Source organism: Lactobacillus sp. W8174, from assembly GCF_016100975.1.
Lineage (GTDB): Bacteria > Bacillota > Bacilli > Lactobacillales > Lactobacillaceae > Lactobacillus > Lactobacillus juensis.
Map to the genome: position 1 here is coordinate 1 of NZ_JACFRN010000004.1, position 26,305 is coordinate 26,305.

The 26,305-nt window shown below is 37.2% G+C and carries 25 protein-coding genes and 1 riboswitch; of the genes, 13 read left to right on the plus strand and 12 right to left on the minus strand.

Features of this window, described 5'->3' with window-relative positions; genetic code table 11:
• The 7 genes from H3U49_RS06080 to H3U49_RS06110 form a co-directional block, all read left to right on the plus strand.
• On the plus strand, positions 1 to 707 hold a 707-nt coding region (locus H3U49_RS06080; protein WP_198180518.1), incomplete at its 5' end, for a MucBP domain-containing protein.
• A 174-nt stretch (positions 708 to 881) separates the two neighbouring features.
• Positions 882 to 2,669 carry a BspA family leucine-rich repeat surface protein gene (locus H3U49_RS06085; RefSeq protein WP_198180520.1) on the plus strand — a complete coding sequence of 596 codons (1,788 nt, stop codon included), beginning with the start codon at positions 882 to 884 and terminating at the stop codon, positions 2,667 to 2,669.
• Between the two features lie 196 nt (positions 2,670 to 2,865).
• A complete protein-coding gene (locus tag H3U49_RS06090; protein ID WP_198180522.1) occupies positions 2,866 to 4,656 on the plus strand; it encodes an SLAP domain-containing protein in 1,791 nt (596 codons plus the stop codon).
• Between the two features lie 326 nt (positions 4,657 to 4,982).
• Entirely contained in the window at positions 4,983 to 6,929 is a 1,947-nt protein-coding gene (locus H3U49_RS06095; RefSeq protein ID WP_198180524.1) for a MucBP domain-containing protein, read from the plus strand.
• A 110-nt stretch (positions 6,930 to 7,039) separates the two neighbouring features.
• Entirely contained in the window at positions 7,040 to 8,113 is a 1,074-nt protein-coding gene (locus tag H3U49_RS06100; RefSeq protein ID WP_198180526.1) for a P1 family peptidase, read from the plus strand.
• 83 nt (positions 8,114 to 8,196) lie between these two features.
• Positions 8,197 to 9,813 carry an alpha-glucosidase gene (locus H3U49_RS06105; protein ID WP_198180528.1) on the plus strand — a complete coding sequence of 539 codons (1,617 nt, stop codon included), beginning with the start codon at positions 8,197 to 8,199 and terminating at the stop codon, positions 9,811 to 9,813.
• A 243-nt stretch (positions 9,814 to 10,056) separates the two neighbouring features.
• The gene (locus tag H3U49_RS06110) at positions 10,057 to 11,313 is read left to right on the plus strand and encodes an MFS transporter (RefSeq protein ID WP_198180530.1); all 1,257 of its coding nucleotides are present in this window, start codon (positions 10,057 to 10,059) and stop codon (positions 11,311 to 11,313) included.
• A gap of 62 nt (positions 11,314 to 11,375) precedes the next feature.
• Here the strand turns inward: H3U49_RS06110 and H3U49_RS06115 are convergent, their stop codons facing one another.
• From H3U49_RS06115 to glpK, 3 genes are all read right to left on the minus strand, one after another.
• Positions 11,376 to 11,888, minus strand: a complete 513-nt coding sequence (locus tag H3U49_RS06115; protein WP_198180532.1) for an O-acetyl-ADP-ribose deacetylase — start codon at positions 11,886 to 11,888, stop codon at positions 11,376 to 11,378.
• A 286-nt stretch (positions 11,889 to 12,174) separates the two neighbouring features.
• Positions 12,175 to 12,948, minus strand: a complete 774-nt coding sequence (locus H3U49_RS06120) for a tyrosine-protein phosphatase (RefSeq protein ID WP_198180534.1) — start codon at positions 12,946 to 12,948, stop codon at positions 12,175 to 12,177.
• A 26-nt stretch (positions 12,949 to 12,974) separates the two neighbouring features.
• Complete coding sequence (glpK, locus tag H3U49_RS06125) at positions 12,975 to 14,477, minus strand: glycerol kinase GlpK (protein WP_198180536.1); 1,503 nt, start codon at positions 14,475 to 14,477, stop codon at positions 12,975 to 12,977.
• A 147-nt stretch (positions 14,478 to 14,624) separates the two neighbouring features.
• Here glpK and thiD (H3U49_RS06130) point away from each other — a divergent pair, with 147 nt between their 5' ends.
• Both thiD (H3U49_RS06130) and H3U49_RS06135 read left to right on the plus strand, forming a co-directional pair.
• On the plus strand, positions 14,625 to 15,437 hold the full coding sequence (gene thiD, locus H3U49_RS06130) for a bifunctional hydroxymethylpyrimidine kinase/phosphomethylpyrimidine kinase (RefSeq protein WP_122053145.1): 813 nt from the start codon (positions 14,625 to 14,627) through the stop codon (positions 15,435 to 15,437).
• A 65-nt stretch (positions 15,438 to 15,502) separates the two neighbouring features.
• The gene (locus tag H3U49_RS06135) at positions 15,503 to 16,180 is read left to right on the plus strand and encodes a type 1 glutamine amidotransferase (RefSeq protein WP_198180538.1); all 678 of its coding nucleotides are present in this window, start codon (positions 15,503 to 15,505) and stop codon (positions 16,178 to 16,180) included.
• Positions 16,181 to 16,337: 157 nt separating this feature from the next.
• Here H3U49_RS06135 and tenA read toward each other — a convergent pair whose 3' ends face one another.
• Positions 16,338 to 16,997: a thiaminase II gene (tenA, locus tag H3U49_RS06140; protein ID WP_198180540.1), complete on the minus strand. Its 660-nt coding sequence runs from the start codon at positions 16,995 to 16,997 to the stop codon at positions 16,338 to 16,340.
• 215 nt (positions 16,998 to 17,212) lie between these two features.
• Positions 17,213 to 17,311, plus strand: a riboswitch (TPP riboswitch).
• A gap of 75 nt (positions 17,312 to 17,386) precedes the next feature.
• On the opposite strand from tenA, the gene thiM reads away from it, so the two are divergent.
• From thiM to thiE, 3 genes are read left to right on the plus strand one after another with little or no spacing between them, the layout of a single operon-like run.
• Positions 17,387 to 18,175: a hydroxyethylthiazole kinase gene (thiM, locus tag H3U49_RS06145; protein WP_198180542.1), complete on the plus strand. Its 789-nt coding sequence runs from the start codon at positions 17,387 to 17,389 to the stop codon at positions 18,173 to 18,175.
• A gap of 11 nt (positions 18,176 to 18,186) precedes the next feature.
• Positions 18,187 to 18,990: a bifunctional hydroxymethylpyrimidine kinase/phosphomethylpyrimidine kinase gene (gene thiD, locus H3U49_RS06150; RefSeq protein ID WP_198180544.1), complete on the plus strand. Its 804-nt coding sequence runs from the start codon at positions 18,187 to 18,189 to the stop codon at positions 18,988 to 18,990.
• A gap of 10 nt (positions 18,991 to 19,000) precedes the next feature.
• A complete protein-coding gene (thiE, locus tag H3U49_RS06155) occupies positions 19,001 to 19,666 on the plus strand; it encodes a thiamine phosphate synthase (protein WP_370466813.1) in 666 nt (221 codons plus the stop codon).
• 102 nt (positions 19,667 to 19,768) lie between these two features.
• Here the strand turns inward: thiE and gap are convergent, their stop codons facing one another.
• Positions 19,769 to 20,788, minus strand: coding sequence for a type I glyceraldehyde-3-phosphate dehydrogenase (gap, locus tag H3U49_RS06160; protein WP_198180554.1), 1,020 nt, complete (start codon positions 20,786 to 20,788; stop codon positions 19,769 to 19,771).
• Positions 20,789 to 20,892: 104 nt separating this feature from the next.
• Between gap and H3U49_RS06165 the strand changes: the two genes are divergently transcribed.
• Positions 20,893 to 21,624 (plus strand): LysR family transcriptional regulator, encoded by a 732-nt coding sequence (locus H3U49_RS06165; protein WP_198180556.1) that lies wholly within the window; start codon positions 20,893 to 20,895, stop codon positions 21,622 to 21,624.
• A gap of 47 nt (positions 21,625 to 21,671) precedes the next feature.
• On the opposite strand, the gene H3U49_RS06170 is transcribed toward H3U49_RS06165, so the two are convergent.
• The 7 genes from H3U49_RS06170 to H3U49_RS06200 all read right to left on the minus strand — a co-directional run bounded on the left by H3U49_RS06170 (position 21,672) and on the right by H3U49_RS06200 (position 26,289).
• Positions 21,672 to 22,511, minus strand: a complete 840-nt coding sequence (locus H3U49_RS06170) for a hypothetical protein (RefSeq protein WP_198180558.1) — start codon at positions 22,509 to 22,511, stop codon at positions 21,672 to 21,674.
• Positions 22,512 to 22,533: 22 nt separating this feature from the next.
• Positions 22,534 to 22,737 carry a hypothetical protein gene (locus H3U49_RS06175; RefSeq protein ID WP_198180560.1) on the minus strand — a complete coding sequence of 68 codons (204 nt, stop codon included), beginning with the start codon at positions 22,735 to 22,737 and terminating at the stop codon, positions 22,534 to 22,536.
• 156 nt (positions 22,738 to 22,893) lie between these two features.
• Complete coding sequence (locus H3U49_RS06180; RefSeq protein WP_198180562.1) at positions 22,894 to 23,655, minus strand: LiaF domain-containing protein; 762 nt, start codon at positions 23,653 to 23,655, stop codon at positions 22,894 to 22,896.
• Positions 23,655 to 24,116: a LytTR family DNA-binding domain-containing protein gene (locus tag H3U49_RS06185; RefSeq protein WP_198180564.1), complete on the minus strand. Its 462-nt coding sequence runs from the start codon at positions 24,114 to 24,116 to the stop codon at positions 23,655 to 23,657. Before H3U49_RS06185 ends, H3U49_RS06180 begins: the two co-directional genes overlap by 1 nt.
• Before the next feature lie 234 nt (positions 24,117 to 24,350).
• Complete coding sequence (locus H3U49_RS06190; RefSeq protein ID WP_198180566.1) at positions 24,351 to 24,959, minus strand: AAA family ATPase; 609 nt, start codon at positions 24,957 to 24,959, stop codon at positions 24,351 to 24,353.
• Positions 24,960 to 24,964: 5 nt separating this feature from the next.
• Positions 24,965 to 25,807, minus strand: a complete 843-nt coding sequence (locus H3U49_RS06195) for a class II fructose-bisphosphate aldolase (protein WP_198180568.1) — start codon at positions 25,805 to 25,807, stop codon at positions 24,965 to 24,967.
• Between the two features lie 44 nt (positions 25,808 to 25,851).
• The gene (locus H3U49_RS06200; RefSeq protein ID WP_198180570.1) at positions 25,852 to 26,289 is read right to left on the minus strand and encodes a lipopolysaccharide assembly protein LapB; all 438 of its coding nucleotides are present in this window, start codon (positions 26,287 to 26,289) and stop codon (positions 25,852 to 25,854) included.
• Positions 26,290 to 26,305 lie beyond the last annotated feature (16 nt).

The following is a 26,305-nucleotide window of genomic DNA, read 5'->3' on the forward strand; positions in this document are numbered from 1 at the left end:
ACAAGCTGAGCTATATCCTAGTCAACGGCGAGAAGGTGACCGGCACTGATACGGCCAGCCTGGATTATAACAGCAAGGATCAGACAGTTGTCTTCGTTTATAAAAAAGACAAAAAACCTGAACCAGATAACCTCAAAGATACTGTTACTCCAAACTATCGCCAAAAAGCTGCACCAGTTACTGTAAAATATCAAGACGAATTCGGTAATACTTTAGCTGAAAACATAGTTTTAAATGGTTACGTTGGCGATGGCTACACAACTGGTTCCGAGCCTATTGCGGGCTATACTTTAGAAACTAGACCAGATAATGCCACAGGCTTCTTTAGTGCTTATCCACAAAGCGTAATTTACGTATATGCCAAAGACAATCAGGATAGTCCCCAAACTAATGATGGTGATACGGGTAAGGATAAAACTAATAAAACTGATAAAACCGGAAAGTCCAATAAGGTAACAGAAACCGGAAACCATAAGCGTAATAATAGTGGTAAAAATAATGATAGTTCCGGTAATTTAATTAATACTGACAGCCATAATAGTCAAACTCCTACCAAGGTAGCAAACAATAATAATGCAAAAAAGGATGAAAAGATACCACAAACTGGATCTGATGAACATTCACAATTGGCTGCTTTGTTACTTGGTTTTATGGCAACTATTAGCAGTACAGTAGGTGCTTGGTTTAATCGGAAAAAGAAAGAATAACTAAAATCAATACTAATTGCAAAAATGCTTCGTGAAGTATATATCGCTTTTCGAAGTATTTTTTATGTAAACATTGACTTATTTATATATTAAAAAATGTTTATTTGACCTGTAATTTCTATCCTAATATACTATTTATGAATACTTTTTTATATTAGTAGTATAGGAAAAATTATGAATAAACAAAAAACATTATATAGCAGTATGGCAGTCGTAACATTGGGACTGTTTGGTATCAATTCGCAAGTCGTTCAAGCGGATAAATTACCGGAAAACCAGGTAACTAACAGCTCTTTGACTAAGAAAGTTGTTAATCCTAAATATAATTCCACTTTAGTTTCTGCCAAACTAAACAATGACTCAGTTTCTGCCGATTATCTGAGTAATAAATCTAATTCTGAAATTGACAATTCCGCGATTAAAAGTGAATGGAATAACTTGGAAGTTAGTTACAATAACCATGTTTTAACAATTCACAGTGGTACTGTTACAAATCCCAAAAGAATAGCTGGTAACATTAAAGGTGTTGATACAAGCCACATTACGAAAATCAAACTAGATGGTAAATTAACAATTAATGGTTCGGCACTTGAGCTATTTAGTGAGCTTAATAATTTAGTATCAATTGAAAATCTCAACCAGCTTGACACGACTAATGTAACTGACATGTCATATATGTTCGCTGGTTGCCTTAAATTACAAAACATCAATGTAGCTAGATTCAACACTACAAATGTGACCACCATGCGAGCAATGTTTGCTACTTGTGATAATTTAACCAACTTGGATTTATCAAATTTTGACAGTAGCAAGGTAGTAGATATGTCATATATGTTTGCTTCTAGCAGGAAACTAGCAAACATAACTTTCTCCAGCAGGTTCAATACGAGTGTTGTCACCAATATGTCCAACATGTTTTATGACTGCCAAAGCCTTGATGGTCTTGATTTAGCCAATTTCAAGACAACAAGAGTTGCCAATATGCAAGCAATGTTTGCGTATTGCTCAAAACTAACTAATTTGAATTTATCTAGTTTTGATACGAGCAGAGTTTATAATATGCAAAAAATGTTTACAGGTGACAAAAATCTTAAAATCCTTGATATTAGCAAATTTACTATATCTAATGGTGTTAATACAGGTGATATGTTAGCTGATTTAGCCAATCTTAATACTTTAAAACTCGGCTCTAATACAGTTATTAAAAATACAGGATTAAATACACCAGTCACATGGTCATATAATGGCGAAAAGTTCTCATCAGCTGAGCTAATTGCACAATACGATGGTTCAAAACCTGGTACTTATACTGCTGTTTCAACCACAAATCCCGGTCCTAAACCTGTTGATCCGACACCTGTTATGCCCGATCCTAAACCAAAGCCAACTCCGGTTAAACCCAACTTGTCCTCTTCATCTTTGCCTTCTAAAGTTACTTCATCTATCGTTGTTCATTATCAAGACGAAAATGGCAACGAAATTGCTCCAAACAAAATTATCACTGGATATGTAGGTGACGGATATGTCACTTCTGCTGCAACTGCTGCTGGCTACCTTTTGAAGATTAGACCAAACAATGCTGTTGGTTTCTTCACCAAAAATCCACAAGATGTTGTTTACATTTATGCCAAGGCATCAGAAAATGAAATTAATCAAGCAGATACCCCACCTAATACAACACCTACTGATAAAAACAGGCAAAATTATACTCCTGAATCTAACCTGAATCCTGAAGTAACAGATGATAATTCCTCTGCTAAAATTACACCATCATTAAAATCAACCAACCTTCCTAATAATGAAAATGGCGTTAAAACTGTAGCTGCTACTCATAAGCAAAATATTAAAGCTTTACCGCAGACTGGTTTAGATGAAAAAAGTCGACTAGTTGCCTTATTTTTCGGTAACTTAGCCATATTCATCAGTTCAATTGGAACTTGGTTTAATCGCAAAAAAGATTAATTTAGACTTAATTACATCTAATATTTACTGTGAATAAGCTTATTTTATGAATGATGGGCAAATTTTATTTACTTGTAGTATGCAAAAATATTAAATCTATATGAAAATACCTATCACAGTATTGAATTTAACAAGATATATGGATATACTTAATAATGGTATAATGAGATTTAGATGGTATAAATGGAGGAGAAACATGAGTAAACATAACAATTTTTATCATAAAGGTAAAAAGGTACTATTCACTAGTATGGCAGTTGCTGCGTTAAGCGTAATTGCAGTTAGTCCTGTTGCAGCTAAGGCTGCCGAAGCACAGAAAGAGCAACCTGTTAAGCCAGCTGAAACTAAGTCAACAACAAATAATGATAAAGACCAAAAAACCGATATAGAGGATCATACTGCCGAAGACGATTCACACAGTCTATGGGCTTCAGCATGGGTCAAAGGATCTTACAGTTATGACGAAAAGACTAAGACTTTTACCATTAAGATTCCAGAACCTGGTATATTTAACAATGAATACACAGTTATTAGCGGTCAAGAACAACCACCTATCAATCCTGCCCAAATAGCTTGGAATATTGATGATGTTAACACAGATGAAATTGAAACCATTAAAATTGACGGTCCCTTTAATTTCAAAGGTGATGCCAGTTCATTATTTGCTAATTTACCAAACTTGAAGAAAATTGAGGGATTAAAGAACCTCGATACAAAAGAAGTCACTAACATGAAACAAATGTTTGCTAATGATCCTAAATTAACTTCATTAGACCTGTCAAACCTTGACACTTCTCGAGTAACCGACATGATGGGTATGTTTACCAATGATTCTAGTTTAACCTCATTAGACGTATCAAGTTTTGACACTTCAAACGTGATTGATATGTCATACATGTTTGCTCAGGTTGATACATCTAATGATGACGATAAACCAAGTAAAGACGCTGCTCCGAAATTGACTGAAATTAAAGGCTTGGAAAAGTTTGATACTGCCAAGGTAAAACGAATGGGCAATATGTTCACTAACCAGAGCGCTTTAACATCTTTGGACATCAGTAGTTTCAAAACTCCAGAGAAACCAGTACCAGTAAAAGATGAAAACGGAAAGACAGCTTATAGTGAACCCGCTGAAACTGATATGCTAAAGGGACTGGACAGCTTAACCTCTCTAAAACTTGGTAAAGACAATATTATTAAAAGTTCTGGTCTTAACACAAAGGGTACATGGAACCTGAACGGTAAGAACTTAACTTCCGAAGAACTTATGCGGAAATTTGACGGTTCTAAGGATGCAGGTACCTTAACTTTAACTCCTGCAAGCACTCCTTCAACCCCAAGTACTCCAAATACACCAAGCACACCTTCAACCCCAAGTACTCCAACTACACCAAGCACCCCTTCAACTCCAAGTACTCCAAATACACCAAGCACACCGACTACTCCAAGTACTCCAAATACACCAAGCACACCGACTACTCCAAGTAATACTACTAACACAGGTAACACCAACACAAATACTACGACTGATAAGCAAGACGCTAATAAGACGGATACTAACAAGCCAGACACTACCAAGCCTGCTGCTGACAACAAGAAGCCAGCTAAGAAGGCCAAGAAAGGCGTTAAGAGAGTTGTTACCCACAACGCTTATATCTTTAACCAAAAAGGCAAGCGTGTAAAAGGTGAATACTTCGTTGGTAAAACTGTTACTACTTATGGTACTAAGACCATTAACGGCAAGAAGTTCTACGCTTTAGGCAAGAACCGTTTCGTTAAAGCTAATAATGTTACTGGCATCAACCGTAAATTAAAGCACAATGCCTTTATTTACACTAAGAAAGCCAATAATAAAGTTAAACGTTATGGTCACAAAGTCCTTAAGAAGAATAAGACAGTTAGAACTTACGGTGGTGCTGTTAAGATGCACAATAAGTTATACTACATCGTAGGCAAGAACCAATTTGTTAAGAAAGCAAACTTTTAAAGATTAAGAGATTTACTTTATCAATAAAAAGAACTCAACTAACAGTTAAAAATGCTAATTGAGTTCTTTTTCTATGCTCAAAATTTAATAAATTACTTCAACATTTTGTGCTTAAATTACTAATTAGTGTTATATCTCCAGCAAATAATTAAATTTATAAATCAAAAACAGTTTTTAGGTGAGCTAATTATTTATTCTTGCCAAACAAGGTGAAATGTATAAATAGTGTTATTAAGTTTAATGAATTGTATAATAAGGGAAATAAGGTATAAGAAAAATATTAATCATGTATATGTTTATTTTATAATCAAGGAATGAATAGCAAAATGAGCCAGAAAAAGAAACCTATGCGAACAAAAACAGCAACAATGTTTTTTAGTGTTGCTACAGCAATTTTAAGTTCACTAACTGTTAACTCTATAACAGTTAAAGCAGATCCATCTCTGCCGTCTCCTGCACAAATTAAGAATAAACAAATTAATAATACCAATTATGCTAATTCTAAGTTCATTAGCAAAGAGCAACCAAACCCTCAAAAGCAACCTCAGCCAAAAATTGCAGAGTCGACTACTCCAAGTGCTGCTACTTTTAAATGGGGCAACCTTGATGTCAGCTATAGTAACCATGTCATTACCGTCCCCAGTGGCAGTGTAGGCCAACCGGATTCTTTAGCTCACATTAACGGCATTAATAGTGACGATGTGCAAGAAGTTAAATTTACCGGCCAACTAAAGATTGGCTCAGCTTCTGAAATGTTTAAAGACTTAACTAATTTAACTAAAATCACTGGTTTGGAAAATCTGGATACATCTGCTACCAGTAATATGCGGTACATGTTTGCGAATTGCCAAAATTTAACCAGCATAGATGGGATTGATAATTTGCAGACCCCCAAAGTTACTAACATGTCTTTTATGTTTGCGGGCTGCAGTAAATTAGCTAGTCTAGACTTATCAAGTTTTAATACTGCTAATACTATCCACGCAGAGAGCATGTTTCAAGATTGTGAAAACTTACAGAACATTAAATTTTCACCTGATTTCACAATAGCTAAGGTGGACAACATAAATCGCATGTTCAGTGGGTGTTCAAGCTTAACTGCTTTAGATCTCAGTAAGTTTAATACACATCAAGTTAAATCGATGATTTGGACTTTTAAGGATTGCTCCAGCTTAACCAAGTTGGATTTATCATCCTTTGACACTTCTAACGTAATTGATATGAATGGAATGTTTAATAATTGTAGTAACTTAAAAGAACTTGATCTCAGGAGTTTTGTCATAGATCCTAATATTGATAAGGGTTATATGTTAGATGGACTCGCTAAATTAAATACCCTTAAATTAGGTAAAAGTACATATATTAATGATACACATCTTAACACTCCTGGAACTTGGGTCAATATCGGCGATAGAAGCGAAGACGAACCACAAGCAAACAATAAATATCTGTCTGAAGACTTAATTGCCCATGCACACGACATTCTCGGCGACACTTATATTCGACCAGGTAGTCCTATTACTGTTTCTTACTTGGATGCTAGTAAAAGATTAATTGCACCCGATATTAGTTTGAAGGGCAAAATTGGCGCTGATTATAAAGTGACTGCGAAGACAATTCCGGGATATATCGTAAAGGAAGTTCCAAATAATGCCACTGGGGTTTTCACTGATCAACAGCAGAACGTCGAATTTATTTATTCTGTTGACCCAGAATCTATTTCTACCAACACTCCAATTAAAGCTGTAGATGTTACCGTCTATTATCAAGATGAAAACGGCAATCAAATTGCGCCTGAAACAATATTACAGGGCAATGTGGGTGACGGCTACACTACTGGTGCTAAGGCGATACCGGGTTATACCTTAAAAGTCAGGCCTGAGAATGCCACCGGTTTTTTCGGCACTGACCCGCAAAGCGTAACTTATATTTATGCTCAAAATAATGTCATCCCTGAAAAAAATGATCAAACCGATCCAACAAATTCATCCAGTAATAGCCCTAGCCAAAATAGTGCTTCACAAACTAATAAATCCCAAAATAAGCACAGGCCCCACACTAATGGTGTTACTGAGAACTATACTATTTTCAAATCCTCTGACAGTGATTCTGACTCCACAAATCCAATACTTATCACCAACAATGACCAAGAAGAAGAGTTGCCACAAACTGGCACTAATGAACGTTCACAAATAATCGTGCTGCTGTTAGGCTTTTTGTCGGTGATTTGCAGCCTGCTTGCCAGTTGCTTTAGTAAAAAGAAAAAAGGATGATTGCAAATTCAAAAAATCCGTCATAATTGACGGAATTTTTTGTCTTGCATAAAAATAAACGAACCGTTTTAATAAGAGAAGAAAATTTTTTAAACACAAAAGGAGTAAAAATGGGACTTAATAAACCGCTTTTATTTGCGCTTAGCGATACTAAGCCTGGACCAAAAAACTTAATTACAGATGTTGCGGGCATTACAGTTGGCCACAAGACAGTTGTCACTGACAGACTCAGGACTGGTGTTACTGTGATCAACCCCTGCCCAGATAATATCTTTCGGGAAAAAATGCCGGCAGCTGCACATGTGATTAACGGCTTTGGCAAAAGCACAGGACTCATTCAAGTTAACGAGCTGGGTACAATTGAAACACCACTGGTTTTAACCAATACTCTCAGCGTGGGTACCGCATCAATGGCTTTAGTCAAAAGAATGCTGGCTGAAAATCCTGAAATTGGTCTGTCAACTGGCAGCGTCAATCCGATCATCATGGAGTGCAATGACAGTTCGATTAACCATATTCGCGATTTAGGTGTCACCGAAGACGATGTGAATGATGCTTTTGCAGCTGCTAGTGCAGATTTCGCTGAAGGCGGAGTTGGCGGTGGCACAGGAATGCGCTGCTATGAACTTAAGGGCGGTATTGGCTCGGCTTCAAGACAAGTCGAAATTGACGGTAAGACCTTTACAATGGGCGCATTTGTTATGTCCAATTTTGGTCTTAGCGCTGATTTGAACATTTATGGCCATGCCATTGGTAAAAAGTTTGTGGATAACAAGGATAGTAAGGAAAAAGGCAGCATTATCACAGTAATTGCTACTGACATTCCGTTTAACTCAAGACAACTAAAACGCATTGCCAAGCGTTCCGGTGTTGGTATCACACGCAGCGGTTCATTTAGCGGTAACGGTAGTGGCGAGATTACTCTGGCTTTTTCTACTGCTAACCGTGTAAGTCATTTCCCCGACCATGAGTTGAGCACAATTCAGGCAATTACTGATGACAAAATCGACCGTTACTTTAGGATTACGGTAGATATTGTGCACGAAGCCATTCTCAGTTCTTTGGCTCATGCCCAAACAACGCCTGACCGTGACGGTAAGCCCATGTTATGTCTAAAAGATGCCCTATTGCAGCTTGGTGATGATAGAGAGGCAGTGCAATTAATTGCAGATTTAGGACTTTAATCAGATACCGGTAACAATAATTTTTCCTATCTTGCAGTGTTATAATTAACTGAAAATGTGAGCGATTGCAAAGGAGAATTAATATGACACCATGGTGGAAAAATGCAGTAATTTATCAGATCTATCCCAAGTCTTTCCAAGATAGCAACGGTGACGGTATTGGTGACCTGCCCGGCATTATAAGTCGCTTAGACTATTTGCAAAAATTGGGAATAGATGCAATTTGGCTTTCACCAATTTATAAATCTCCTGGCGTCGATAATGGGTATGATATTGCCGATTATGAAGCTATTGATCCGCAATATGGCAGCATGCAAGATATGGACAGGCTGATTAGTGAAGCTAAAAAACGCGGTATTCGAATCATCATGGATTTAGTCGTTAATCATACTTCTGATCAACATGAGTGGTTTATCGAGGCACGCAAAAGTAAAGATAATCCTTACAGAGACTTTTACATCTGGCGTGATCCTGTTGCTGGTCATGAACCTAATGATTTAAAATCTGATTTTTCAGGTTCTGCCTGGCAATTTGATGATAAAACGGGTCAATATTACCTCCACTTTTTTGCCCCGCAACAACCAGATTTGAACTGGCAAAATCCACAATTACGGCACAAAATATATGACATGATGAACTTCTGGCTTGATAAAGGCATTGGCGGCTTTCGCATGGACGTGATCGAACTAATTGGCAAAGATCCGGATCGAAAAATTCGCGAAAATGGTCCCCAGCTTCATCATTATATTCAGGAAATGAACCAAGCTGTTTTAGCTAACCGCGATGTAGTAACTGTTGGTGAGACCTGGAGTGCTGATCTCGATAGTGCCCGTAAATATTCTGATCCTGACCGGCATGAGCTCTCTATGATTTTTCAGTTTGAAGATCAAAACATTGATAAACAGCCGGGAAAGACAAAATGGGATCTTAAACCCTTTAAGGCCAGCGATCTTAAAGATATCTTGATTAAATGGCAAACACAAATTGATTATAATCATGGCTGGAATAGTTTGTTCTGGGAAAATCATGATCTTACCCGTGTCATTTCTCGTTGGGGCAATGATAATAAATACAGAGTACAATCTGCCAAAATGTTTGCCATTGCCTTACATTTAATGCGGGGTACTCCTTATATTTATAACGGTGAAGAAATTGGCATGACAAACTGTCCGGTCAAGGATATCTCTGAAGTTGAAGACCTTGAAAGTGTCAATATGTATAATGAGCGAATCAAGCAAGGTTATAGCAAAGACGAACTTATCAGGTCAATCAATACCAAGGGGCGTGACAATGCCCGTAGACCCATGCAGTGGTCAGCGTCTTTTGCCGCTGGCTTTACTACTGGTACTCCTTGGCTGGCACTTAATCCCAACTATCAAGATATTAACGTTCAAACGGCTTTAGCTGACCCACAATCAATTTTTTATACCTACCAAAAATTGATTAAGTTACGTCACGAAAACGAAATTATCGTTAATGGCAACTTCACTCCTGTTTCTGCCAGACCTAACGTCTTGGCTTATTACCGTGAACTTGCTGGGAAGCGCTGGTTAGTCGTTGCTAATTTGACAGGCAATGAAGAACGATTTTCTGCACCTGATAAAATTGACCAAGTTTTAATCAGTAATTATAATGCACCGCAATCATTTAATAACATTAGCTTAAAGCCATATGAAGCCTTTGCTGTAATTGTAAAATAAATAGTAAAAGCCGTATTTAAGTTTAACCTCAAATACGGCTTTTTAATTTGCTCAAGTTGATTCTTTTCACCTGCTATAATATGCTTCATTAATTGTTGCACTGATATCACTATTTTCATCAGTATATGCCCTTGATTAATTCATATTTATCCTTAAATGTTCGAATACGACATTTTTGCTAATTCTTATTATACCCAAGTTATAACTTAAGTATAAAAGTTTTAAGTTAGGAGCTACAAAATCATGGACGTTTTCGCAAAAAATAAAAATTATCGCAAATTTACAATCGCCAGCTTTTTATCTGGTGCAGGCAACATTTTATTTTACCTGGCACTTATTACTTACGCTAGTAAATTAAGAAATTATGCTTTAGCAATTTCATTGATTTCAATTTCTGAATCAATACCTGAAATACTGCAAGTTTTTAGTGGTTATTTAGCTGACCGCACTAAAAATAAATTTAAATTGATGGTTTGGCTAGCCGTTATCCGTTTTGGACTTTACTTAATCGTTGGTATACTTTTCGCCAGTGGCTTTGCTGGTTGGAATCTAGTTTTAACTGTTATTTGCATCAACCTTGTGTCAGATATTGCCGGTTCATATTCTGGTGGTTTGCAAACTCCACTAATTGTTGCTATTGTTGGAAACGATGATCTCGCTGAAGCTGAAGGCTTTGCCAGCGGCATTAACAGTATTATAAATATGATTGCCCAATTTATTGGATCAGGTTTATTACTATTTATGTCCTACTCTAGCTTGGCAATCTTTAACGCGTTAACATTTTTAGCAGCAGGTGCTCTTTTTGCCAATGTTGGTTTCAATTATCACAAAAATCATTCTCAAAAAGAAACTGTTCAGGTTAACGAGCATGGCTTTTTTAAGACGATTGCTTTGTCATTCAAAGAAGTTAGAAAAGCTAATGGACTATTAACTGTTGTTTTAGTAATTGCCTTGCTAAATGGTATTTTAGGCACTATTGAACCTTTAATTTCAATCGTAGTTGCAGGCAATAAATCCTCTATGATTATCGGAACATATAGTTTTACCATTGCTCTAATTGGAGGTGTAATGACTGCCGGCATGGCTCTTGGCAGTATCGTAGGCACTAAATTATTTAAAAACATGTCATTATTTACTGTAGCAATAATTGCCACCGCCTTAAGCACAGCAGTTGTAGGCAGCATGCTTATTAAAAATATTTTTATTTGCTTACCTGTTATGGCAAGTCTTGCAGCATTTATTGGTACTGCCAGTCCTAAATTAACGCAATGGCTGGTTGGTGCCGTTGACCAAGATATTCTATCTTCAACGATTGGATTGTTGAACACAATTTTAATAATAACCAGTCCTGTTATGACTACCATTTTTACTACAATTACTGCTTCGTTTAATGTTACTACTGCATTAATACTACTGGGAATCACAAGTTTAATAGTACTCGTAATAACGGTCAAAGTTGCTTGCTCAATTAACAAAAAGCCAGCAATTGAGGCAGCATAATTTGGAAATGCTTATTGGCAATTAAAAGCCATCCTAGTTAACGGCTGGATGGTTTTTAACTTTTACTCCAAATTTTTTGCTTCTGCTTGGTATAACTGGGTTGTTTTGGAATCAAAGGCACACATAATAACTTCCATTTGATAATCAGAATGTTGAATGAGCCAATTTTGCACGGCAGTAAAAGCAATATGTGCAGCAGCTGCAGCCGGAAAGCCGTAAGCCCCTGTAGAAATTGCTGGGAACGCGATACTATGTAAGCCATGGCTTTTGGCTAAATTTAGGGAGTTGATATAACAACTTTTCAATAACTTATTATCTTCCGCAGACCCTGAATAAATTGGTCCCACAGTATGAATTACAAACTTAGCAGGTAACTTGTAGCCCTTGGTAATTTTAGCCTGCCCCGTTTCACAGCCATGAAGCTGCCTGCACTCGGCCAGCAATTCCGGTCCAGCTGCCTGGTGGATTGCCCCATCAACACCCAGGCCACCTAACAATGTCTTATTAGCAGCATTAACAATTGCATCTACAGTTAATTTGGTTATGTCCCCTTGAACAATTTTGATATCTTCCATAAACTGAGCCTCTTTTTTATATCATTTTAAACCCAAATTATTTTTTCTTAAATTTCTTTAATACAGTTCACACCTGGCCTAGCTCATCAATCATTACAACCGCTTTAACTAAGATTCTATTTGATTTTATCAATATTCTTCTCAACTATTGTCAGACAGATCAAGGAAATTAGTGGTTTCCCTATTTTTTCCAAACTCTTTAAGCTTGTTACTTCTTATCTAAATTAAAGATCGTTAATTAACGTTTTGAGATTAATTTTTTATATAAAAGTGGCTTGACCTGCCTCTAATCTAAGTACATTTGTTTTAATTGAGCCAGGTCATCATCATTAAAGCCCAATACTTTTTTGAAAAAGGTGGGAAAATCGCCCCAGCCGCCACGGACTGTTTCTGTAATGCCGCGAATAGCTATACCTTCACCTTTAGTTACATTCATTTTTGAAACCATTTGCGTAATTTCATCATTACTTGGTAATTGCCGTGAAACAGCAAAATCATATAACTCGTTAGTCAATAAATAATCGCGGGCGATGGTATCATCATCTACTCCAAGTGCCATTAATATTAAAGCCGAAACCATTCCCGTTCTATCTTTTCCGGCACTGCAGTGATAAACTAGTGCTTCATCTTCGGGCAATTCCAGCAATTCTGCGAAAACACGGGCAAACATTTCCTGACTGTGCGAACTAAGCAGAGTTTGCTGGTAAATGCGACCAATAAAATTATTGTGCATATCAGGAATATGATGTAAAAAACGGTAGACTGAGCGCTTATTTTGCGTATCATTAATACTGTCTGAATATACTGGTAAATCGACATATTCCACTTCGGGCCAAGACATATCCGGTGAAGAGGACTTCTCGTATTCAGAGCGTAAATCGCAATCAACAGTGACACGCATTTTAGCTAATTTAACTTGATCCCTGGCCGTTAAAGAACTAAGTGAATCTGAACGATAAATTTTATTCCATTTAACTGTTTTACCAGTCACACTTTGATAACCGCCAACATCACGAAAGTTCATCGGACTATCTAGTGCAACTATTCGATCATGTGCCAATTTCTTGTCCCCCTTTTTTAAATAACTTATTCACCATGTGCAAAAATCTGAGTAGCTTTTACGGCCTTCTTCCAGCCTTGATATAAATGTTCCTTTTCACTTTCAGGCATTTGAGGTTCAAAGGTCTTGCCTACGACAAAAATATCTTTTAATTCAGCCACATTTTGCCAATAGCCGACTGCCAGACCGGCCAAGAAAGCTGCGCCCATTGAAGTTGTTTCCAATACTTTAGCACGTTCGATTTTAATGCCCAAGATATCAGACTGGAATTGGAGCAAATAATCATTATTGGAAGCTCCGCCATCAACGCGCAAAGTCGGAATTTTAATGCCGGAATCAACCTGCATCGTATCCACTACATCCCGTGTTTGGTAAGCGAGCGACTGCAACGTCGCCTTGATAAAATCCTTATCATTTGTTCCACGTGTAATTCCAAAAACAGAGCCACGTGCTTCTGAATCCCAGTACGGTGCACCTAAACCTGTGAATGCCGGAACAACGTAAACCTCATTTTCGGACTTCGACTGCCTGGCTGCTTTTTCCGAATCTGCAGCCGTCTTAATCATTTTTAACGAATCGCGCAGCCACTGAATAGCACTGCCAGAAACAAAAATAGAACCCTCTAAAGCATAGGAAATTCTGCCATTTAAACCATAAGCAATAGTCGTCAACAGATTATTGTCCGACTCTGTCGGCTGGTCACCGGTATTCATGACGATAAAGGAGCCAGTACCATAAGTATTTTTAACCATTCCTTTTTTCAAAGCCAGTTGACCAAACAAGGCTGCCTGCTGATCTCCGGCAATACCGGCAATTGGTACTTTGCCACCAAAAAAAGTATAAGACTTGGTATAACCATAGATTTCAGAATTGGACTTAACTTCTGGCAACATTACTTTGGGAATATTGAGCAGTTTCAAAATGTTGTCATCCCATTTTAAGTCGTGAATATTAAACAGCATCGTTCTCGAAGCATTAGTGTAGTCAGTCACATGGACTTCACCATCAGTTAAGTTCCACAAAAGCCAGCTGTCAATTGTACCAAAAAGCAAATCACCATTTTCGGCCTTTTCTTGTGCACCAGCAACATGGTCTAAAATCCAGCGAATTTTGGTAGCACTAAAATATGGGTCAATTATTAGTCCCGTCTTTTTATGGATCAATTCACTATAGCCATCGGTCTTTAACTTTTCAGCCAAGTCGGTTGTCTGCCGTGACTGCCAAACAATTGCATTATAAATGGGTTTGCCGGTCTTTTTATCCCAAATTACCGTTGTTTCACGCTGGTTAGTAATACCAATTGCTGCTATTTGCCCCGGTCGCACGCCAGAATTAATAATGGCATTGGCAATTGTTGTTTGAACTGCGTGCCAAATCTCTTCAGGTTTATGCTCTACCCAACCAGGTTGAGGAAAATATTGGGGAAATTCCTTTTGTGATGAAGCAATTTTTCTGCCCTGATGATCAATTATCATCGCCCTAGTTGAAGTAGTTCCCTCATCGATTGCCATAATATATTGTTTTAGCATATTGTCTCTTGTATCCTCTCCGACAGAAAGCGGTTTATACTAATTTTACTACCCGGACTTGCTTTTACAAGAAATTATTATAACATTATCCTTATTTTAAGTTATACTGGTTACATAGAGCTTACGTTAAAAAGAGGATACATGAAAATGAAAAAAGAAATTATTGCTTTAACAATAGCGGGAAATGACAGCGATGGCAGTGCGGGGATGACTGCTGATTTACATTCATTTTATGCCCGTCAAGTATATGGCATGGGGCTTTTAACAGCTGCCGTTGCTGGTAATACAACTGGTATATATGCACAAGAAGTTATGCCTATTTCTTTTATTCAGGAACAATTTGACGTACTAAACGATGATTTTAAAATTGACGCACTTAAAACCGGTATGCTGGCTAACAAGGACGTAATTGCCTGTGTTGCTGCTAATTTGCACAAATATGATATGGGTAAGATCGTACTCGATCCGGTTATTATGACCAAACACGGTGATACCTTGCTTGATGACGATGCCTACCAGGCTTTTCTTGAGCAGTTAATGCCATTAGCCGACATTATTACGCCTAACTTTTACGAACAGAAAAAATTAACCGGTTTGAATTTAGCTACCAAAGATGAAATTCATCAGGGAGCCAAAAAATTGCAGGATATGGGAGCCAAAAATGTTTTAATGAAAGGCCGTCATGATGATTCTGCGCAGTCGCAAGTAACAGATATTTTACTCACTGCAGACGGAAAATTTCACGAATTTACCAAGCCGTTTATTAATACAGATAGAATTAATGGTACAGGTGACACACTATCAGCAGTAATTGCTGCTGAATTAGCAAAAGGACAATCAATTATTGCCAGCGTACAAACTGCTAAAGATTTTACTTATGAAGCTATTGCTCACCCCATTGCAGTTGGCTCCAAATATGGCCCAATTAATCATTTTGCAGCGCAGCAAAATCTTAAATAACTATTCTTTGCCCACTTCTAACTATTAAGATATACTTTAAACAAGAAAATAGGGGTTGGTAAACAATGGCGAACAAAATAATCAAGATTGCATATTTATATGAAGACCTGATGAACACCTATGGTGATTCCGGAGATGTTAAAATCATAAGTTTTTTACTTAAAAAGCAAGGCTATACTACGCAAGTGGATAATATTTCTCTTGGTAGTGAGTTCAATGCTTTTGACTATGATTTCATCTTTTTTGGCGGTGGGCAGGACTTCGAGCAAACTGTTATTGCCAAAGATTTACCGCGTCATAAGGAAACTTTAACCAAGTACATTAACGCAGGTAAACCTATGGTAGGCGTTTGTGGCGGCTACCAACTCGTTGGCACTTATTACAAAACTAATGCCGGTGTGACTATCAAGGGGCTAGATATCCTACCCTTCCATACTGTTTTTAAAGCAGATAAGCGCATGATTGGCGATACCCGCTATATGAGTGAATGGGGCGAAGTCAAGGCCTTTGAAAATCATTCCGGGCAAACTTATTTTGACGATAAGGATAAGTTGCATCCCCTAGGAGAAATGATCGAAGGTTACGGCAACAACCCACAAGACCACGTTGAAGGCCTGCGTTATCGCAATTTCATTGGTACCTATTCTCACGGACCGTTGTTAAAAAACTTGAATGTCGCTAACGCCATAGTAAAGATGATTCTTGAATGGCATGATGAGCGAATAGCAGCTAAAACAAATTAATTGCAAAAAAACTACTAGGCGTAGTAAATCCAATTACTATGTCTAGTAGTTTTTTGATACTTTGTTATGTTGCTACATGGTAGTGATTGTAACCAGTTATTAACTAAAAACGATTTTGGCAAATCGTGGGCTCTTTTTATCAGCTTTTTTGCAGAAGTTACTTCCAATCTTGCTTTTCATAAGCCATCTGCCAAAACTGCAATTCATAATAGCTGCTGCGCACAAACGCAGTTTGCATTTGCTCAAGTTCTTCATTAGTGGCACTTTCAGCCAAAGAGTTGGTTAAATGCAGCATTTTTGCTACGTTGGCACCATACCACTCGCCATCATAAGTATCAATCCATTCCTGATAATAAGAAACCGGTGAGCCCTTTTCTGCCATTTTTTGGCCAATTTCCTGATAGAGCCAGTAACATGGTAAAAGCGCTGCTACCGCAGGCCTAACACCAGATCGATTTAATGTCATATGCATGTGATTAACGTAATTATAAGCTGTTGGCGCCACCGGAGTTTCAGCAATTTCAGTCGCAGTTATTTTTAATTCTTCAAAAAAATGGTCTCGCACTGATATTTCAACGTCTTTCAAGTCTTGTGCCCTTGCCAGTGAAAATTTTTGTGCTTCCTGATTATCCATTTTTGCCGCAATTAATCCATGTAACTTGCTAAATTCTCTTAAATAATAGCGATCCTGCAGCAGGTAAAATTTAAAAGTTGCAATTGGAAGTTCGCCACTTTGTAACTCCTTTATAAAGGGATGCACCATACTTTCATGCCACAATGCCTTCCCCGCTTCGTGCAGTCGATCCGTAAAATTCATGAATATTCTCCTTCGAGTTAAATAATATTGTAAAATGACAGTTAATTATTACTAATTACATTTTACTAAAGATAAACTCTAACCACTATACTGTTTTTGATTTTTATACACAATCTTATAATAACAGTCAAAGTACCAGCATTTATAACGTAAACAGATAGCAATTTTATCAACCTACTATTGTAATCAGTAATAAATTCCGTTATAATTGTAAGCGATAACACGAGGGGTGCCTTTTTGGCTGAGATGAAAATTTTTCAGACCCTTTGAACCTGTAAGTTAATACTTGCGTAGGAACGTGTCAAAACTGCTTAAGCTTTGGCATTTCCATATGCCAAAGTTTTTTTATTAGTCAAAAATTTTAAGGATATTAAATTAGGAGTAATAAAATGCAGTTAGAATTATTAGACAAATTGCGAGCGCAAAATCCGGTTATTTTCAATATTGCTAATTTTGTAACAGTTCAAGATGTGGCCAATGCTGTTAATGCTATTGGTGCTTCACCAATTATGAGCAATGAAGTTGCTGAAGCTGAAGAAATTGTGCGGATGGCTTCCGCCGTGGCAGTTAATATTGGCTGCTTAACCAAGCAGCAAATTAACCACATTAAAAAAGTGGAGGATTTAGCGCGCCAATATAATAAACCCATAGTATTTGATCCCGTTGCCGTTGGCGCCGTGGAGTACCGTTATAAAATCACAGATAAACTTTTATGGGATTTTCATACTAGTATTATTCGGGGCAATATTGGTGAGATAGCTGCCTTAGGTGGCTTTGATTGGAGCTCAAAGGGGATTGATGCAGGCTCCGGTTCTGGCGATATTGATGAAATTACTGCTAAAACTGCTCAAAAATATCGTTGCACAGTCATTGCGAGCGGACCTACAGACACAATTAGTGACGGTAAAAGAATAGCCCATGTCCATAACGGCTCACCCCTTTTTAAAACTCATGTCGGCTCAGGAGATATGTTAACCAGTATTGTCACAGCTTTTACAGCTGTTGCTGACGATCCTTTTGAAGCAGCTCAAATAGGTGCTTTAGTTTTCAGTTGCGCCGGTCAATTAGTAGTTAAAGATCATCCCAATGTCGGACCCGCTACTTTTGGCATGTATCTCATGGATTATTTGTATAAAGTAAAAGTTGCTGATATTGAACGAATTGCTGATTTTGATTAAGGAACTTTATGATGACTGAAAAAATTAATTCTTTTCCCCAGGTTTTAACTATTGCCGGCACAGATTCAGGTGGAGGTGCCGGAATCATGGCTGATTTAAAAACTTTTCAAATGCAAAAAGTATTTGGTACAGCTGTTGTAGTAGCAGTGACAGCACAAAACACTTTGGGCGTCCAGAAATCTTTTTTACTGCCTTTAGAAATGATCGATGCCCAATTCGCCTCTTTGGCAGAAGATTTCCACATCCGTGCTTGTAAAACAGGAATGTTGGGCGATGCAGATCACGTTCACCAAGTTGCACTTAATTTGCAAAAGTATGACTTTGGTCCTATTACCATAGATCCAGTGATGATTGCTAAGGGGGGCGCACCATTATTAAGTCAAGATGCTGTCGCCACCGTTAAGAACGAGCTGCTGCCTTTAGCCGATCTAATAACACCCAACTTGCCAGAAGCGGAGACTTTAACTGATATCAAGGTACAAGATCAAGCCCAATATCCAGAATTAGCTCATAAATTACAAGATATGGGAGTTAAAAATGTGCTAATTAAAGGCGGTCATGCAAGTAGCGAACAAGTAAAAGATTATGCTTTATTTGCTGATGGTTCCGATCTTTGGGTCAGCAGTTCCAGAATACATACCGAGCGCACTCACGGTACAGGTGACACCTTAGCTGCAGCAATTACAGCTCAACTGGCTTTAGGTCAAAGTTTACCGTCAGCAATTAAAATTGCTAAAAAGTACGTTACCAAAACTATTAAGGAAACTATTCAAGTTGGTCATGGTCACGGTCCTTTAAATCATTGGGCTCAGTAATTTAGGAGAAATAATGAAAGACTTTAACACTGATTTTTTACATGCTTACTTTATTTGTGGCAGTCAAGACGTTCCAGAAGGTAAAACTTTACCGGGCATAGTCGAAGAAGCACTTGCTGCAGGTATTACTGCTTTTCAATTTCGAGATAAGGGACCTAATTCAACTTTAAGTGAAGCTGAAAGACTCCCCATGGCACAAAAGCTACACCAATTGTGTTATGCGTATCACGTGCCCTTCTTCATTGACGATGATGTTCAGCTTGCACAACAAGTTCATGCCGAAGGCGTTCATGTTGGTCAAAGCGATGAAGAAATCAGACAGGTCATTAAAGAAGTTGGCGCTCAAATGATTATCGGCTATTCCTGCTCGAATTTAGCTCAAGTTGAGCAAGCCAATAAAATTAGCGGAATTGATTATTATGGCAGTGGCCCAATTTATGCCACCCAATCTAAAAGTGATGCCGACCCCGAAATTGGTATTGCCGGCTTAAGCAAACTGGTCAAAAGCACAACCCGGCCAATTGTTGCTATTGGTGGGATTACCGCTAGCGACTTAGAAGCAATTGCTAAAACTAAAGCAGCTGGAGCTGCGGTAATTTCTTTGATTGCTCAAAGCAATGATATTAAGCAAACCGTTAGTCAAATGCTCACAGCGCCATGGGTGAAAAATGACTAGTATATTTTAAAAACAAAAAAATGATTCTGCACTTGGCAGAACCATTTTTTTATTGATGATAAACAGTTATAAATTGATAAAAATATCAGTTAATTTTTGGAATTAACTTAGCTGGGCAATCTTTTGCAGTGTTCTGATCATTTGGGCTACAAAGCCGGACTCATTATCATACCAGGCGTAACCCTTGACTAGTTGTACCCCATTATCTCCAGTTTCAACTTGGGTGAGAGTTGGATCAAATACCGAACCAAATTCAGTGCCAATAATATCTGATGACACAATTTGGTCGTCATTATAGCCAAAAGAAGCATTGCCTTCAGTATGCTTTTTAATTCTAGCGTTAAATTCTTCAGCTGTAACTTTTTCTCTTAAAACGGCAGCTAGTTCAGTAATAGAACCAGAAATAACAGGGACTCGTTGAGCAATACCCGTAAGTTTGCCATCCAGTTCAGGTATAACTAGTCCAATAGCTTTAGCTGCTCCAGTTGAATGCGGAATAACGTTAGCAACTGCAGCACGGGCATTACGGACATTGCCACCACGATCAGGTCCATCTTGTAACATTTGTGAAGCAGTATAGGCATGCGTTGTAGACATAATTCCCACCTGAATGCCAAATTCATCGTTCATTGCCTGTGCTAATGGTGCTAAACAATTAGTGGTACATGAGCCTGCGGAAATAATTTGATCAGAGTCAGTTAATTGATCATCATTTACGCTATAAACAATAGTTTTCATATTGCCTGCAGGAGCAGAAATTAATACTCTTTTAACACCGGCATCAAGGTGAGCTTGGGATTTTGCAGTTGAAGTATAAAATCCAGTGCATTCAAGTACTATTTTAACTCCATCGTTTTTAACCCACGGAATTTGACTGGCATCTTTTTCCGCATAAACCGGAATATTTTTACCATCAATTACAATACTATTAGTTGTAGCAGTTACTTCATGATTAAATTGACCATGCGCAGTATCATATTTTAATAAGTGTGCTAACATAGCTGGTGAGGTTAAGTCGTTGATTGCGACAATTTCGATGTCATCACTGGCCACTTCATAAATTCGCCGTAAAGCAAGCCGACCAATGCGACCAAAACCATTAATACCAATTTTTGTAGTCATAATAAGTTCCCCCTTTAGATTACAAAATTAGTATATTAAAACAAATTCACTCTGCATAATCCGAGATTGTAATAGGGTTATCACTTTTAATGATATGGAGTATTATGAATTTTAACGATTTATATATTTACCAAACAATTTATGAAACTAGATCACTGAATAAAGCGGCATTGAAATTGGGCTACACTCAATCCAATATTACGGCCAGGCTCAAAACAATGGAGCGAGAACTGAAAACGCCACTTTTCGTGCGTTCTAATTTAGGAGTCAGACCAACTAAAAATGGGCAAAAAATGTATCATTTTGCGACTAAAGCACTACAAAACTATCAAGATTTAAAAGACGATTTAACCAGTAACAAACCAAAAGTTTTAATCTCTGAGTTGCTTTTTGGCTATATTATTACCCAAAAGAAACAGTTTGCACTTGATCAATATGAAGTCATCATTAAAAGTACTAATGAAATTCAAGAATTATTGACTAAGCATCCCTATGACATGGTCTGGGCCTTTACTCCGATCACTTTACCCCAATATTCGTTAATCAAGAAAAGCCATTTACAAGCCTGTTTTTTAAAAGGCAAAAAGCAGGAAAATAAAAGAGTACCGGTTGCCATAAACGCAGACATAAATTGTCCGTTTCGTAACTTGACTCTCAAATTAACGCAGAATAAAAACAGCGTCACTGAAATTGATTCACTGGAAATGATTTTAGAGCTAGTCAAAAAAGGCCAGGCAACTGCATTATTGCCTAAATACTTAATGAATGATGATTTAGTTGCGGCTGATTCGCAAAGTTGGAATATCCCCTATTATTTTTACCGCTATCAATTATAAACAAGTAAAAAGACGCCATTAGTTGAATAACGGCGTCTTTTAAATTTCTAGTTCAGTTTCTTTAAATACGTTTCATAAACTGGACACAGATTAAACGCATACTTTCTGTAAGTCCGCGTTGCTAATGAGTCCGTAGAGTCAAATTCACCACTTAAAGTTTGATATTTTGCTTGTGCCCAATTTAGCAATTGCTGTTGCAATTGGTCTAATAAATTAGGCTTAACAGCACCCATCCATCCTAAAGTCAATTTTTGAGGGGTATCCTCAAAAGAAAAGCAATAAGCCTTAATTTGTCCAGCAGCAATTAGCGCTAAGGGAGCGTGTTCAAGTTGATCAGTGAAAATGGTTTTGCTCCACTCACTAAGAGGTATCTTTGCAACAGGATTTGCTAAATGATTTTTTTGATAATCGGAGAAACTCACCTGTGCCAGCCTATTCATTATTACAGAATCTTTTTTTATTTTGTGTAGAGTGACCATCTGCAAATCAGTATCAATTAGAATATTTTTCAGTGCCCTTTTCAAGGGCATCTGGGGTTCTACAGTAGTTCTGATTAATTTAAAACCATTTTTTTGACCAATAGCATTAAAGAGTAACTGCGGTGCATAATCATAAGTAATTAATGCGTTTTGGTGATTTTTTTGGGCTTTTGCCGTTAAATCCGTCAGTATTTGCTCATAAACCTGCATTTGTTCACCGCTGGTTAATCTAGGTGCAAGATAGCCCGCAAAATTTAAGGAATAAGGGTGAAAAGCATTTTGCCAACAGGTCATTAACCCGACTGGCTTATTTTCGAGATAATAGGCTTGTGTATGTTGAGGAAATTGTTCTACAGCTTCCTTAATTTTTCTATCTGGACTTACATTGGCTAATAATGAGCCATACATAATTAATAATCTCCTTTATGGGCTATTTTTTCGCCCGTAAAATTTTGGCCTTGGCATCATTGTAGCCGTCAATGTAGCGTTCTATTTCAATTGCTTTATTCTGGGTAACACGATTAACTAAGTTAACACCTTTTTTAGGAAAATCCTTGAAAGAATGACTCTCTGCATAGTCCTTTTTGGCTTGTTCATAACCCATTTGATAATCACTGAGAGAACTCTTTTTCACAGCAGTTTTTGCTGCATTAGCTGCATTATAGGTATAATCATAGGTATCACGCCATTTTTTATAGGCTTTTTCAGCTTCTTTATAGTTTCCGGCTTCATAATTTTCTTTGACATAATTATGTATTGTTTTAAATTAACCATTTTATTTTTCCCAAAGTTAAACATAATTAACTTCCACATCACCCATGCTAAAATGACCTGTTAACATTAATGTAGGACCGCCACCGGTAAATCCGTCATCAATATTTAATTCTCCCAGAGCTAAGTCTAAGCTATCACTATTGACTCTCCATGAAGTTGGAACGTAAATTTCAATCTCACCCATAGTGCCACTAATGTCAACGGTCACTACATCGCCTGCAGCTTTAGCTTGATCAAGGTAGACTTCAACTTCACCCAAAGAAGAATTAATTGTTATACTGCGTAAATTTTGTGAATGAACATAACGCGAAACTGATGACAAGCGCTGATTAATTACTATATCTTCGCCATCAACATTTCCAGTACCGCCACTGAATACGTTATTATCTATTCTTGAATGATTATTGCTAAAGTTCTTCCATTTGCCGTCTTTTTTTTGGTTAAAATAGACTATTTTGGGAAACCAGCTTCTCTTAAAAATCAGCGTTAAACCTAAATAAATTAATAACGCCGCCACTAAGACCGTCCACGGTACAATTTTGGTAATATGCAACGGTTCAGCGTAAACAATTAATAAAAAGGCAATGGAAAAAGTTGTACCAAACAAACTTTTATCAGCCACGCTTTCGATCAGTGCCGCTCCGAATATGATAGTCCAAATAATCATGCTGACTTTTAAATGAAATGAAAGCAGATGCAGCTGATTAAGGACTAAGAATACGGCAGCTGCTACTAGAGCAATGCCCCAAAATACTTCTCTAAGTTTAAATTTTTTCATTATGATGACCTTCTCTCGTTTAACCTATCATTCAAATTGTGATAGTAGTGACGTGAAACATAGACAGTTTTATAAGAATCGCGAAAATTAATCTTACAGTTAGAAATCGAACGTGTTAACGCATAAATTTGATTTAAATTTAAAATTGTTGACTTAGATACCCGCATGAACTGATTATTTAACAAATTTTCTAGTTCATAGAGTTTGTAGTCTACGGTAAAGGCATCCCTGGCAGTATGTGCAATCACTTGTTTATCTTCTGTTTCAAAAAATAAAATCTCATTCATGCTCAAGTAATAGGACACATTATCTTTTTTGCCTTCTATTTGGTCAGGATGTTCATTGATACCTTGCAACTGTCGGTATATCTGTTCAACTTCTGGTGTCACAGATTTAGCATGAATTGTTACACTGGTATCATCATCTTCCATATCCGGATTCAGTTCTATTTTTATTTTCACGCTTCTCACCTGCCCTTCATCACTTGATGATTTAATTAAACGCTTATTTTAATGTAAAATCTAGCACTTTTAACTAAGTGGCAATTATAAGAAACCAAGTGGCATATTTTTTTGATTCAGAAGAAACAAAAAATTCAAGAGCACTTAAAAAGCCGTAATTCGCTTTAATACGAAATACGGCTAAAATTTCTTAAATGAATATTGAACAAAATATTTAAGAAGTAAAAATTGTACTTAGTTGACCCAGCTTTTTATCTTAGCAATTGTACCGTCATAATCAACTTTACTAAAATCTGAAACATTAAGAAAAATTGTTTTACCTAATTTAAAAGTTGAATATCCTCTTTTATTATTAAAACTTTCAAATTCCTGTTTTGTTTTTTGGATATCCATTTTTGTCCTGTCGGTTAAAGTATCACCTTTATGATAATGGTTCATTATGAATCCTAAAGGACGATCAGGATCCAAATCACGTTTTCTTTGTCTTTCATATAAAATATCTGAGTCACAAGTCAGCGTAATTGTAATTATTTGAAAATGATACTTGTTAGCTAATTTTTCTAAGATATCGTGCTGGCGATAAGAAAATGGGTAATCAGAAATAATTGATTGATCTTTTTGCATAAAGTTTGCGACATTTTGGTAAAACATATCATACGCTTGATTGTCTAACTCGGTTTTTTCAGATGGATTATCAAAGCCTCTACTTTCATAAAGCTGCTCTTTAAACAGATCTATAGAAACTTCATTAAAATAATCAGGAATGGCCTTGCATATCAGATTCGCTAAATAAGATTTACCGGTCCCAGGACAACCAGCCAAAAGCAACATCGTTTTTTTCAACGAGATCACCCTTTATTCATGAATAATTCAATTTTATGTTTAATAATGTTATGAACGCTTTCGTTACATGGAATAATGTTATTTCTCAGAGATTCATTAACTTCGGTTTTGTCAAACATCTCTTTTGCTTTCTTAGTCCATGAAACTAATAGTTCAGTACCGACGTTAAACTTGCGAATACCATTTTCGGTCAGTCTATGGTAATCTTCCTCGTTAACTCCCGTTCCACCATGGATAACCATTGGCTTATCCAGTTTACTATGTAATTCTTCAATAAGTGGAAAGTTCAATTTGGTTTTAGATTGAAATTGACCGTGATGTGTACCAACGCCGACAGCTAAAGCATCAACGTCACATTCTTGCAAAAATTTAACAGCATCTTCAGGACGGGTATAGTTTCCTTCTTTAACGGTAAAACCTTCTTCAGTTCCACCGATAGTTCCAATTTCACCCTCAACTGAGACACCGCGTTTATGGGCATATTCTACAACTCTCTTGGTCTTGGCAATGTTTTCCTTAAATGAAAGTAATGACCCATCAAACATGACCGAACTGTATCCGGCTGCAATTGCTCTTTCAATGTCTTTAATATCACGGGCATGATCTAAGTGGAGCACAACATCCACCGCTTCGTGTTCTGCCATGCTTTTGCAAACAGCTACAAAGTTTCTCATCCCCTCTGTATCAGCCGTACCAACAGAAGTTTGAATAATAATAGGAGCGCCTTCTTCGTGTGCAGCTTCAATCATAGCCGGAACCATTTCCAAGTTATGAGCATTAAACGCGCCAACCGTGAAATCCATTTCTTCTGCTTCTTTTAGTACTTCTTTTAACGTTTTATAAGCCATTTTTTCTCCTTTAATTGCGAATTTTAAATATATAATCTGGAAATTTATTTAGAACGCATTATTTTCTTTGATAATGCTGTCAATTCGTCACCCTTGTTGAGCCATTTTTGTATTTCATCATTATTCTTAGCATAAGCAGCTTTTTGCCGTTTAATATCATAAAGCTTAAGCAAACCGTCAAAAGCCGGACCAAAATCCTCGTTGAGTTTCAAGCTTTTTTCATAAGCATCAATAGCATCATCAACATTACCCAGCTTTTGATAATTTTCCCCCAGCTGGGTTAAAACAGTAGCTTTTTGTTTATTGCTTGCTACTGACTCTGAGTCGTTGTCATTAAGTTGTTCAGTTAAGTCTTTGATTTGACTCTTGATCTGTTGCTTTTCATCATCTGTTAACTGGCTGCTTGTTTCATTAGTTTCTTTATCTGCAGCTGAATTACTTTCCGTTGCATTTGATTTAAAAATTTTCGACCAAAACGACATTATTAAACACCTCCAA